The 11,360-nt window shown below is 49.2% G+C and carries 12 protein-coding genes; 10 read left to right on the top strand and 2 right to left on the bottom strand.

The annotated features are described in order from the left end of the window. Nucleotides 1-319: 319 nt before the first annotated feature. The 5 genes from LIO64_RS03220 to LIO64_RS03240 all read left to right on the top strand — a co-directional run bounded on the left by LIO64_RS03220 (nucleotide 320) and on the right by LIO64_RS03240 (nucleotide 3,886). On the top strand, nucleotides 320-892 hold the full coding sequence (locus LIO64_RS03220) for a hypothetical protein (protein ID WP_290548014.1): 573 nt from the start codon (nucleotides 320-322) through the stop codon (nucleotides 890-892). Then, the gene (locus tag LIO64_RS03225; RefSeq protein ID WP_290548015.1) at nucleotides 889-1,284 is read left to right on the top strand and encodes a hypothetical protein; all 396 of its coding nucleotides are present in this window, start codon (nucleotides 889-891) and stop codon (nucleotides 1,282-1,284) included. The genes LIO64_RS03220 and LIO64_RS03225 overlap by 4 nt, the downstream gene beginning before the upstream one ends. 181 nt (nucleotides 1,285-1,465) lie before the next feature. Continuing rightward, nucleotides 1,466-1,777, top strand: coding sequence for a hypothetical protein (locus LIO64_RS03230; RefSeq protein ID WP_290548016.1), 312 nt, complete (start codon nucleotides 1,466-1,468; stop codon nucleotides 1,775-1,777). Between the two features lie 31 nt (nucleotides 1,778-1,808). Further along, a complete protein-coding gene (locus LIO64_RS03235; RefSeq protein WP_290548017.1) occupies nucleotides 1,809-2,516 on the top strand; it encodes a hypothetical protein in 708 nt (235 codons plus the stop codon). A 20-nt stretch (nucleotides 2,517-2,536) separates the two neighbouring features. Then, complete coding sequence (locus tag LIO64_RS03240) at nucleotides 2,537-3,886, top strand: replicative DNA helicase (protein WP_290548018.1); 1,350 nt, start codon at nucleotides 2,537-2,539, stop codon at nucleotides 3,884-3,886. A gap of 436 nt (nucleotides 3,887-4,322) precedes the next feature. Here the strand turns inward: LIO64_RS03240 and LIO64_RS03245 are convergent, their stop codons facing one another. Beyond that, on the bottom strand, nucleotides 4,323-4,583 hold the full coding sequence (locus tag LIO64_RS03245) for a hypothetical protein (RefSeq protein ID WP_290548019.1): 261 nt from the start codon (nucleotides 4,581-4,583) through the stop codon (nucleotides 4,323-4,325). A 172-nt stretch (nucleotides 4,584-4,755) separates the two neighbouring features. Between LIO64_RS03245 and LIO64_RS03250 the strand changes: the two genes are divergently transcribed. The 5 genes from LIO64_RS03250 to LIO64_RS03270 all read left to right on the top strand — a co-directional run bounded on the left by LIO64_RS03250 (nucleotide 4,756) and on the right by LIO64_RS03270 (nucleotide 10,426). Next, entirely contained in the window at nucleotides 4,756-5,439 is a 684-nt protein-coding gene (locus LIO64_RS03250; protein ID WP_290548020.1) for a ParB/Srx family N-terminal domain-containing protein, read from the top strand. Further along, nucleotides 5,429-6,817 carry a ParB N-terminal domain-containing protein gene (locus tag LIO64_RS03255; RefSeq protein ID WP_290548021.1) on the top strand — a complete coding sequence of 463 codons (1,389 nt, stop codon included), beginning with the start codon at nucleotides 5,429-5,431 and terminating at the stop codon, nucleotides 6,815-6,817. Before LIO64_RS03250 ends, LIO64_RS03255 begins: the two co-directional genes overlap by 11 nt. Nucleotides 6,818-7,114: 297 nt before the next feature. Next, the gene (locus tag LIO64_RS03260; protein WP_290548022.1) at nucleotides 7,115-7,747 is read left to right on the top strand and encodes a hypothetical protein; all 633 of its coding nucleotides are present in this window, start codon (nucleotides 7,115-7,117) and stop codon (nucleotides 7,745-7,747) included. A 187-nt stretch (nucleotides 7,748-7,934) separates the two neighbouring features. Beyond that, complete coding sequence (locus tag LIO64_RS03265; RefSeq protein ID WP_102727710.1) at nucleotides 7,935-8,528, top strand: hypothetical protein; 594 nt, start codon at nucleotides 7,935-7,937, stop codon at nucleotides 8,526-8,528. After that, nucleotides 8,525-10,426, top strand: coding sequence for a terminase gpA endonuclease subunit (locus LIO64_RS03270; RefSeq protein ID WP_290548023.1), 1,902 nt, complete (start codon nucleotides 8,525-8,527; stop codon nucleotides 10,424-10,426). Before LIO64_RS03265 ends, LIO64_RS03270 begins: the two co-directional genes overlap by 4 nt. Here the strand turns inward: LIO64_RS03270 and LIO64_RS03275 are convergent. Then, on the bottom strand, nucleotides 10,404-11,360 hold a 957-nt coding region (locus LIO64_RS03275), incomplete at its 5' end, for a hypothetical protein (protein ID WP_290548024.1). The two genes, LIO64_RS03270 and LIO64_RS03275, sit on opposite strands and share 23 nt — an antisense overlap.

Genomic DNA, 11,360 nt, shown 5'->3' on the forward strand with positions numbered 1-11,360 from the left:
GCGCGAAAGTCGGCGCACTGGTCAACTGGGAGCCGAGAAAGGAGGGGGAATGATGTACCAGACTGAATTCTTTGGCCGGGAACTCCTGGCGATTTGCAACTACTCCGGGGGCTTGCTCTCCTGGAAAGCTGCTCAACTGGCTGTCAAAAAATTTGGACAGAATCATACGGTCCTGCTCTATGCCGATACCGGTAATGAGGCCGCGGACAATTACCGCTTCATAGTCCAGGGAGCAGCCCTTTTAGGAGTGCCGCTGCATATTGTGCGTGCGCTTCCTGATTGGGCCGGGGGTCGTCTAATTACTCCCTATGACGTCGCTATGAATTCCGGATTCCTGCCGGACTTCAACGCCCCGGAATGTTCATCCGCCCTCAAGCGTAATCCGCTCAACAAGTGGATGACGGAACACGCTACGCCGGACACTCATATTGTAATTGGATTTAGCCACGAAGAAGTGGAGCGCGCGGACCGGATGAAGAAGCGATTCCCACAGAAACGTTATTACTTCCCCTTATTGGAAAAGCCCTATCATTTCCACTGCGAAATTGAGCGGGAACTGCGGTCTTTAGGTGTAGAGCCGCCGAAAGCCTACAAGCTGGGCTTTGGACATGCCAACTGCAATGACGCTTGCCTAATGGCTGGAAAAGGGCACTACGTCAATTTGTACATCAAAAAGCCGGACGTGTTTGCCAAGGCCGCGCGGTTTGAAAGCCGCTTCCGCCGCCGCTATGGCCGCACCATCTTTGACCAGACGGGCAAATACACCTTGTTTGACCTGATACGGGACTACAAGGCAGGAAAGCTTTCCCGCCTCACCCTAGAAAACAAGCATACCATGTGCGCCTGTGGCGTCATGTGGGAGGATTCAGACGACGGAAAGGAGGAGGAATGATGAAATACCTTTTTGACCTTCCTCCCCGTGACCTTGCACGGAAACCCTACGCTGTGGGATTGACTCCAGAAGTGGATGCCTGGGCCAAGGCCAACAAGCACCGCATCGGAACGTATCGGTCCTCGTGGTGCAAACCGCAGTATTCCGCTTTTGTGGGTACTGTGGATTTGATCGCAGAGTTGTGCACCTTGTATGATGACTGGGGTCTTATTGCCTACGGCAACACCAAGGGCGCCGCGGTTCAGCAACTTTACAACAATCTCCAAATGCAGAAAGCCACCGTGGAAAATGCCTTGCGGTTTTTGCTGGGCTATCTGCAAAACCCGAAAGAAGCCAAGAAATACGCCGAGGCTTTTGGGGTAGATATGGCGGACGGAAAGGAGGAAGCATGAACCTAATTAAACGATCTCTGGATTACATGGTGAGATGGTGGATGCGTAGACATTGCGCCCATATCATCCGATATACCCGTAAATCCAAATGGAAGGGCTGCCCGTATGTCCTGGGATTCTGGACGGGTGGAGCATGCCCTGCATGTAGCCATTACAAACCCCGAAGAAGAAAGGAGGAAGCATGAAACTCACCAGAAGACAAGCCTGGGCTCTTTATCACAAGAGAGACCGTGAACTAGAGAGGGTTGTAGGAGCCATCCATCCTTACGAAGTCATCGAGGATGAAATAGTAAAACCCGATGGATCAAAGTTCCCCACCTTTACCATCATGACATCTGATGACACCGCCGCCGTTATCATGAACTGCGACAAAAGTTCTGACTGGCTTATTCATTTATCCCCAATAGCTGTAGTTCGAGGGCATGCAATAGCTTTAGCCAAAGAATTGAGTGTACGTTATTACATGGAACACGGCGACGAGGACATGAGATGAACTACAACCCCCAACTGACGCTTTTTTGATTATGGCCGGAGACTGGATAAAAGTTGAAAAAGAGCTGCATGATAAGCCAGAAGTGCGTCGCATGGCCCGCGCTCTCCGTTTATCACGTTTCGACATTGTGGGACGCCTTGTTTCCGTATGGTCCTGGGCGGATTCTCATTCTTTCACGGGTTCCGGGATGGACATCTCGGAAGAGGACATTGACGACATTGCGGACCTGATCGGGTTCGCCGATGCGCTTCGCCAGGTGGGCTGGCTCAAGGGACGCGCTGCCTCTCTTGAGTTCCCCAACTTTGGACGGCACAACGGCCAATCCGCGAAACGCCGCGCAATGGAAGCAGAAAGAAAACGCTTAGAAAGAATGAATTGTAACGATGATGCGGACAAACGTCCGCAAATGAAGCAGACAAAATGCGGACAAAATGCGGACCAGAGAAGAGAAGAGAAGAATTTATCACCCTCTCTTCCCCCACCGTGTACCGTGGAGGAAGTCAAGGCCCATTTGCGGGCCGCGGTCTTCTCGGGGCGTGTGCGTTTGACTTCCGACCAGATACCGGACTGCGCCACGGCCTACTGGGGAAGCCGTGACGCCGTGAACTGGACTCGGAACGGCATCCCCGTGACCAAATGGCAGTCCGACGCGGTGAGCTTCGCGACCAGCTATGCCGTCAATCATCCAGCACAACCGGGAGCAGACAAAGACCCCTATTCGAGCCTTGAAGAACTTTAACAATCAACCTATTTCAAAACATGATCGACTCTCAAACGCTTATTGACGCTGAAAAACTGGTGCTTTCCCAAGCAATGGACGGCACCCAGACCTTTACGGACCTCCGGGACAAGGGCATCACCCGCCAAACATTTTGTGATCCTGTTCATCAACGGATTTGGGCCGCCTTGGAAACTATTGCCAAGACAGGCGGTACTGTAGATGCCCTGAATGTTATTGCCCACTTAGAGGCTCAAGACCTGCTTGACGCTGTAGGAGGGCATGCCGGGGTGGTAGAGATTGCCACCTATGGAGCTCTTGCCCGTTACAAAACCGGCGCCGCCCTGGAAATGGTCACAGAAGCCACAAAAAAGCGCGCTCTGCTCTCTTTTGCGTCCCGGATAGCGGAATGCGCCAGTGACCAATTCAAAAGCGCGGAAGATGCCTTGGATGAAGCTGAACGCAGCATGTCTTCACTTCGGGACCAATGTGGCGTTAAGCAAACCGAGACCATCCGCGGGGCGGTTGAAACCATCATTGAAAACCTGCAATGGCGGATGAAGAACCCCGGCGCCATCAAAGGGATCTCTTCGGGGTTCCGCCGCGTGGACTTGACCCTGGACGGGCTGCAGGACGGGGCCATGATCGTTATTGCCGCCAGGCCCGGCGTTGGTAAAACCGCCGCCCTGGTCAACATCCTGACCAACATCTGTATTGCCGGAACCCCCGTGGGGATGTTCAGCCTGGAAATGCCCCAGGCACAGCTTTTGGAACGCATCCTTTACGGCATGGCTGGCATCAACTCCGATGACATCCGCCGCGGAAAGCCCATGACCACCGGACAGCAGCAGTATTTCAAGGCTGCCGTGCGGAAAATTACGGATGCCCCGTTGCACATTGATGATGAAAGCGCCCTCACGATTGACAAAATCATGGCACGAGGGCGCCGCATGGTCCGGGAACATGGCGTCAAGTGCATCGGGGTAGACTACTTGCAGCTTGTCAGGTCCACATCCCAGCAGGCCCGCGGGAGCCGGGAACGGGAGGTTTCGGAAATCTCGGCCGGCCTAAAGGCTATGGCAAAAGAACTCAATATTCCCGTCCTGGTGCTGGCCCAGCTCAACCGAGACGTGGAAAAGCGTCAAGGCAAGTCCCAGGGAAAGCCACTGGTTTCCGACCTGCGAGACTCCGGCTCCATTGAACAGGACGCGGATCAGATCATCATGATTCACCGCCCCTGGATGTACAACCCGGACAAACACGCCCCCACGGAAGCGCAGTGGATCGTCGGGAAAAACCGCTTCGGACGGCTGGGCCGTATTCAGTTTAGATGGACTGCAGAGCTTACAAAATACGAAGAAGAACCGAACTACCCTACCGCCAGCAAATGAGAAGGAATCAAAACTTTGTAAAAGAACGAATTAACATGGCTCTATTTTACATGGAGCAAGGAAGATCCAAGCAAGATGCCTGTCTCTCTGCGGGGCTCACGGCAGAAAACCTTGCCTATTACACACGGCGTGACCCTGCATTAAAGAAGAAGGTTGATCAGGCAATGTCCAAGGGGGGATTTAGAGCCTCAAACGGATCTTTTTTCACACGTAAGGCCCCTCCTGACCGTAAGAGAGATATTAGTTTATCTGAAATACAAAGGAAATGTGACGAAAGGTTGTCAGAAGGATAATGAAACGCCGTCCCGTAAAAAGGACGGCGTTTCTCTTGACTTCGTGGAATGCTTGGGGTAACTACTCCGTAGAACGGTTTAGTCGCCGTTTTGTGTGTGGCGGCTTCCGGGGGCAGTTTGCTGCCGGGAGCCGTCATTGCACATCATTTGGCATGGGCCTGCTGAACCTCCTTTGTGGGAGTGTCACTATTCAGGCAGTCAAGCCATTCACTTTCTTTGCTGGCGCGTTTAAAGGCCCGGACCGTTTCCTTGTTTGAGTCGGCAATGATGATTGTTTCAATCCATTCTCCCTTCCCTACGCAGTTATCTCGTGCCGCTGCAATAGCATTTTCAATGGAAGATGCCGCGGAGGTTGAACTGTTGCCGTTGTTGCTTGTCGCAATCCAGATGTATTCGTTGTTCATTGTTTAGTCGTGTTTTGTGTTGATGTCGGAATTTCACATCCGGCATTGAAAGTATGTTTAACATGATAATTGACAACAAGCATTTTCTTCAAAATTCGTCATATTTATTCAAAATGTGACCCTTAATAATTTTTTGATTGCGCTCTATAGGCAGTTTCCTTTCAACATCAGTATGAAACGTCTTGATGTTGAAGAAAAGGCCCGGGTTATTTTATCAGGAGTGCCGGTATTCTGTCGCTACGATGAAATACGGAAAGTAGCTGACTTGAAGGAAAATCCGGATAATCCGAACCGTCATCCAGATACGCAGATTGAACGACTGGCTGAAGTTATCAGGCTGGCCGGATGGAGAGCTCCTATTACTATTTCTGACCTTTCCGGCATGATCGTCAAGGGGCATGGCCGCTTGGCGGCGGCCAAACTGGCCGGATTGGAAGAAGTGCCTGTAGAGATACAGCACTACGAAACGCCGGAACATGAACGGGCCGATTTGATTGCCGATAACCATATCGCCGAACTGGCAGATTTGGATGAAGATGCCTTGAAGCTTCTCATACGGCAAATGTCTGAATCAGGTGAATTCCCTCTTACGTTGACCGGTTTTTCCGACCGTGAAATTGATGATATGTTAAATGAGATCCCAGAGGACATTCCAGAAGATTTGAACCTTGAGCGTGATGAAGCCGGTTCCACATCTCAGAACTTTGTCAAGTTTGGAACAATCAAAATTATCTTGAGCGAAGAAGAGGCCAGACGCTTCAAGGAATTCTATGATCGTTACCTCAATGATAACGGTAATGTGATGGGGATATTCACAGAATTGTTGAACAAGGGAGACAAACGGTATGCGAATTGAGTTCATTGAACGCTATCCTATTGCGGCCTTGACTCCGGCTGATTACAACCCCCGGAAACTGGCCGAAGATAAATTCCTGAAATTGCAAGAGAGTATCCGGAGATTCGGAGTCATCAAACCTGTCATTGTGAATGGAGATAACGGTATTTTGACTGCCGGACACCAGCGTACACGTGCCATGATAGCCCTGGGCATGACGCATTGTCCCGCGGTCAGAATCAACGGTATTACCCAGGTTGACGAAATCAGGTTCAACCTGTTCCACAACAGCGTAGAAACCAATAAGAGCAAAGCTCGCGTGTGCGGAAACCTTTCTGCAGGACAATACCATATTGTACAGCCAGACCATCTTTCCTACGAAAAAAATGATAATGCGACCATCGTCTTTGAGATGGGCCGCCTTATCATGAAGTATGGGGAATGGGGTTCCATCGTGTGCAATACACGGGGGGATGTGCTGCTGAATAGTGACTATGCCGTTGCCTCCAAGCAACTGAAACGTGAGGTCATTTGCTACGTGATCCGTGATGAGGACGAACAGGACATGCTTGAACTGCTGGGGATTGAATACGGACAGTATTACTACGATTCCCTGGGCGTAAAGTCCTACAACCAGCTTCTGTGCCAGATGCACCGTCTCAACGGAGGGGGGAAACGTGACCTCAAGTCTACAACATATGAACGATATGTGATCCCCAGGTTACGGAAGGACATGCGGATTATTGATTTTGGGGCGGGCCGTTGTGCGTATGCTCAGATTTTGGCAGGAAAGGGATATCACATTTTACCTTATGAGCCACACTTCCAGAGGGAGGAAAAGCTTGATGTTCGTGAAGTAGTCCGTCAAATACGCCTCATTGAACGAGACATTGCCAGATCCGGACTATTTAATCTGGTTGTTTTGGATAGTGTTCTTAATTCAGTCGTCAATTCCAAGTTTGAGCATTACGTCTTGACTGCTTGTAATGCCTTGGCTTCCAAGAATGGCATGTTGATACTCGGCACGCGCAATAAAGGGTTTCTGGATAAGGCTTTAGACTACAAATACACGAACGCCCCAAGCCGGAACATTGAATTTCTTGATAAAGAAAACTTCTCTGCCACCTTCCGGGCCGGGGTATGGACCATTCAGCATTTCCACACCCACGCCACCTTGAGGAAGTTGCTTGAGGAATACTTTTACGACGTGGAAATCATTGGTGTAAGGTCTGCATCTCAGATTTATGCAATAGCCAAACGTCCGCGTAAGCTTGACGATGACAAAGTAAGGGAAGCTCTGGAAATCGAGTTCAACATGGAGTACCCGGGGGAATATCGCCATAACCAGCATAGGGGGCTGGTGGAGCTTATCATGAACCGTTTGGAAGGAGAGAGATAACATGAGAGCATTGGATTTTGGATTTGGATTGCTGAAAAACGTTTGGTCCATCAGGCCCGGGCAGAAAACCCCTTTGCTGGATATTCTCATTCTCGTCGCCATTCAGAAGGGGTGTGGGACCAGAAAGGCTATTCTGTCAGACGTGCCGGTCAATGAAGGATCATTCTTCGGATCCATCCGCTCTCTGTTGAGAAATGGCTTTATCACACGCAAAGAAGATGGCCGGCATCATGTCAATTACAGGTTGACTCCGAAAGGGGAATCCCTGATTGCCAAACTCTATACCGTTACCAAATAATGGAAATCAAGATAGATGCCAGCGATTTATTGAACCAGCTTGATATGCTGGATGAAAGAGCGCGCCAAGTGGATAATCTGACGGTAAGAGACATGAAACGTCGTGTTCCCGGCGCCGTCTCCGCTGCTACTGCCAGCGTGTACAGAATCAAAAAGAGTGAAGTGGCGTCATGTTCGGCTTACGCTTACGATTACACAGGGAGAGGGCGAAATGCTGGGAAGGCCCATGTCCGCACCAGTTTCCAAGGAACGACGATTGCCTCCTTTGCTGTAGTGTTCAAAGGTAAGAAGCATGCAGAGTGGAAGACTACCCCCAAGAGACGGCCCCGGACAAAGATAACGGTCCGTAAGAACGGAGTACGGCGTAGAGTACCCAAGCCCTACAAAGTGATGGTGGAAACGTTCAGGGGAAAGCCAGCAGTCATCAAGGGGAAAAACGGGAACAGGGTATTTGTCGTGGATGGCAGGAATCGGGCATTCGTGGTTGGCAAGAGTAACCGCCCAATGATTCATGCATCCACATCCGTTCCTCAGGCCATTACAAACAAGAAGGCCCAGGCTATATGGATGCCCAAGCTCAATCGAGATTTGGAGAGCCGGTTTTACCATCATTTCAACAGATTGATGCGGTGATGGGAATCGGAATGGTCAAGGTGCGGCAGTCGAGGGGCCAAGGTACTGTCCGGCAGCGTTGCTCCATGCGCTGGGCTCCACCCCAAATAAGGCGCATTTTTCAATTTTTTTTTCGTCGTTTGGTTCACCCCCCATGCGTCGATTTTCGTAAGAGAGGGGAAAAAGCATGAAATGCTGTTGAAACGGCATGAAACCGCTACAAAAGAGCATGAAAGAAGAGGCCACTAAATCCGAAGAAGCCGGGAAGGGTTACATTACGGCTGAGAAGCTTGCCAAGCTTCTTGACCTTTCCGTCCGCCGTGTTCAGGCATTGCGAGCGGACGGGGCGTTTGTGACCGAGGACACACCCATGGGAAAACGATATGTGTTCGGAGCATCCCTCGTTTCCTACATCAAGTACCTACAGAATCGCCAAGAGACTTCCTCTCTGGAACGGCAGCGCCTTGAAGCGGAAGTCCGCTGCAAGAAGGCCAAGGCGCGGATTGAGGAAATCAAGCTGGCCCTATTGCGTGGCGAAGTTCACAAGGCCGAACATGTTCGCACTCTCATGAATGGAATGGTCCAGGAGACGAAGGCTGCCTTCATGGCTATTCCTGGGCGCTGTGCGGTGGATTGCGCCGGGGCCTCACCGAATGAAGCGGCGATTATTCTGCGAAAAGCCATTTTCGGGGTATTTGAAGAGCTGGCCGCCCATACGTATGACCCCTCACGATTTTCAGACCTCATGAAAGAAGACGGGGACCAGATGTCCAACGGAGACGAAGAAGAGGAAGAATCATGAATTCCCGGGAGAAAAGACATCTTGCAGATCTATACAATGAAGCGGTGAGTCTGTGGCTGCCCCCGGAGGACCTCTCCGTTGACCAGTGGGCGGACAAGTACCGCCGTCTGGCTGGTGGATTATCTGCAGAAGCCGGTCAATGGAGGACGGACCGCACCCCCTACATGCGGGAACCGATGCGTGCCTTTTCAGATCCGAACATCGAGGAAATCGTTTTTGTGGCTCCTTCCCAGGTGGGGAAGTCGGAATTGGAATTGAATATCATTGCCTACATTATTGACCAGGACCCTGGAACCATTCTATACGTCCAACCGAGAAAGGAAGATGCCATGTCGTTTTCCCGTCTCCGCGTGGCTCCCATGCTGAAAGCATGTGATAAGATTCGTGATAAAGTGCGTGACGTGGAGAAGAAGGGGCGGGGAGCAACTTCCACCGTTTTGCAAAAGTCCTTTCCGGGAGGTATGCTGACCCTCGTTGGTTCCAATAGTGCGAGCGATTTGTCTTCCCAGCCGGTGCGCTACGTCATCGGTGACGAGCTTGACCGCTTTGCAATAAGCGCCGGCAGAGACGGGGATCCCTGGGAATTGGCAAAACGCCGTCAGAATACCTTTTACAACCGAAAGCGCGTTGCCGTTTCTACTCCCACCATCAAAGGGGCGTCTCAAATTGAATTCCTCTATACGCAGGGCACACGCGAACGGTGGAAGACGCGCTGCCCTCGGTGCGGAGAATATCATGAGGTGCGCTTTGATGATATCCAGTTCAAGGCCAAACCGAAACGGATAGCAGGAAAGGAATCATGGTATGTTGACGTTACTGGATGGAAATGCCCCGGATGCGGGGAAGTCAGCGAAGAACAGGAGGTCAAAAAATCAGATTCCCGCTGGGAAGCGGAGAATCCCGATGCCATTCGGAATAACCGTTGCCGGTCATTCTGGCTCGGAGGCTTTGCTTCACCTTGGCGCCCGTGGAAAGATATCATCCAGAATTTTTGCAAGGCCAAGAAAGATCCGGAACGGCTTAAAGTGTGGAAGAATACCGACGTGGGTGATTTGTGGGAAGAGAGGAATACCGTTGCTGATGAAACTGAATTGCTGAAACGGGCCGAGAAGTACCCAGAGAATGCAGACTTGCCGGGGGAACCTGGTTGCGGCCCTCTGATTTTGACTTGCGGCGTGGACTTCCAGCATAAATATGCCCAATATGAAATTGTCGGCTGGGGACACTATTATGAGAGCTGGGGGGTACAGTCCGGATATATTCCCGGATCTCCGGATTCCGATGATGTGTGGAAACAGTTGGACAGTCTCATTTCCCGGCCCTACAAGTTTGCCAACGGAAGGGCTTTGCGGGTTGTCATGACTTTTGCCGACTCCGGCGACGGTAAGTTCACAAATGAAATTGCGCGGAGATGCAAGGAAAGGCAAAAGGCCAATGTCTTTGCCGTGAAAGGGTGGGGTACTCATGGGCGGCCCTTTATCACACCTCCGAACCGTGTACCAATTGCGGGCAATAAGAATAACACCTACATTCTTTATAATCTCGGTGTGAACGCCGGCAAGTCTGCGATTATGTCCGCCGTCCAAGTGCAGGAACCGGGGCCGAATTACATGCACTTTCCCGACGAGTCGAGAGGGTACGACATGACCTATTTTACCGGGTTATTATCAGAAGTGGAAGTGGTAGAGGGAAATGTGATGAAATGGGTAAAACTTCCCGGACATGAAAGAAACGAGGCTCTTGACTGCCGGAATTACGCACGGGCGGCCGTGAAGGTCATCAACCCGGATTTTGATGCATGGGAACGTGCGCTTCGGGCCGCTCCGACCAAGACTGTCAAGGTTTCCACCCAACGCCGGCCGCGAAGGTCATCTTTCAAAGACAAGTTTTTTGATTAAAAAGAATGTCTTGGATATTAAGATGAAATTTGTTTTGCATATATATATTTAAATGAAAGTATGTTCTGAAATAATTTGCAATATATTCTTCAATATGAAAGTATATATTATCTAGAGCCTCTCTAGAATTACGTGGATGTGTGTATTCTTTAAATTTCGGGCCTTTTAGATTTACAAAATTTCTGAATTTAGAGTAAAGTGGTTCTGAGGATACCATGCTTATTTTTAATGTTTTATTACATTCTTCTTTTAATATATTTGAAATTGAATGAATTGTATCAGTATCTTGAATAATATTATATATGATATAAAATGTAAGTGGGGATCTGAAATCTTTTAAATATGTGTATTTGTTTTCATTTATTTCTGAGTTTTTAAAATATTTTAGATTTAAATCGTATTCTAGAATTTGTTGACAATAATATTCAGCATATGCGCTGATAGTCATTTTTTTGGTTTCCAAAGAAATTAAAAAAATGAAATTGTATAAACTCTGTATTACTTGTATTTCTTGTTCATTGTTTATTTTTAAGTCTGTTTTACAAAAATTGTCGATCTCTGAATACCTATCCACAGGATAATTTGAAAGGAGATTTATTTTCTCGTTATTATAATTGAAGAGATTATAAAAAACCAGACAAGATAAATGCAAGACTACATTTGTTTGTTTTAATTCTTCAGTTAGGTATGTTTTATTAATTTTTAATAAAGATTCAACATCATTAAATTTATTGTTTATTATAGAAATGTTTTGTTCTCTAGCAGCTTGTTCTCTAGCGGCTTGTTCTCTAGCGGCTTGTTCTCTAGCGGCTTGTTCTCTAGCGACTTGTTCTCTAGCGGCTTGTTCTCTAGCGACTTGTTCTCTAGCGGCTTGTTCTTTAGCGGCTTGTTCTCTAGCGGCTTGTTCTTTAGCGGCTTGTTCTGTAATAGAGAT

This window comes from Akkermansia sp. (assembly GCF_020860705.1).
GTDB lineage: Bacteria > Verrucomicrobiota > Verrucomicrobiia > Verrucomicrobiales > Akkermansiaceae > Akkermansia.

Excerpts from the sequence above, each read along its gene's own strand:
- LIO64_RS03220 (WP_290548014.1), top strand. The coding sequence starts at position 320 with ATGAATTCCGGATTCCTGCCGGACTTCAACGCCCCGGAATGTTCATCC.
- LIO64_RS03225 (WP_290548015.1), top strand. The coding sequence starts at position 889 with ATGATGAAATACCTTTTTGACCTTCCTCCCCGTGACCTTGCACGGAAA.
- LIO64_RS03230 (WP_290548016.1), top strand. The coding sequence starts at position 1,466 with ATGAAACTCACCAGAAGACAAGCCTGGGCTCTTTATCACAAGAGAGAC.
- LIO64_RS03235 (WP_290548017.1), top strand. The coding sequence starts at position 1,809 with ATGGCCGGAGACTGGATAAAAGTTGAAAAAGAGCTGCATGATAAGCCA.
- LIO64_RS03240 (WP_290548018.1), top strand. The coding sequence starts at position 2,537 with ATGATCGACTCTCAAACGCTTATTGACGCTGAAAAACTGGTGCTTTCC.
- LIO64_RS03245 (WP_290548019.1), bottom strand. The coding sequence starts at position 4,583 with ATGAACAACGAATACATCTGGATTGCGACAAGCAACAACGGCAACAGT.
- LIO64_RS03250 (WP_290548020.1), top strand. The coding sequence starts at position 4,756 with ATGAAACGTCTTGATGTTGAAGAAAAGGCCCGGGTTATTTTATCAGGA.
- LIO64_RS03255 (WP_290548021.1), top strand. The coding sequence starts at position 5,429 with ATGCGAATTGAGTTCATTGAACGCTATCCTATTGCGGCCTTGACTCCG.
- LIO64_RS03260 (WP_290548022.1), top strand. The coding sequence starts at position 7,115 with ATGGAAATCAAGATAGATGCCAGCGATTTATTGAACCAGCTTGATATG.
- LIO64_RS03265 (WP_102727710.1), top strand. The coding sequence starts at position 7,935 with ATGAAACCGCTACAAAAGAGCATGAAAGAAGAGGCCACTAAATCCGAA.
- LIO64_RS03270 (WP_290548023.1), top strand. The coding sequence starts at position 8,525 with ATGAATTCCCGGGAGAAAAGACATCTTGCAGATCTATACAATGAAGCG.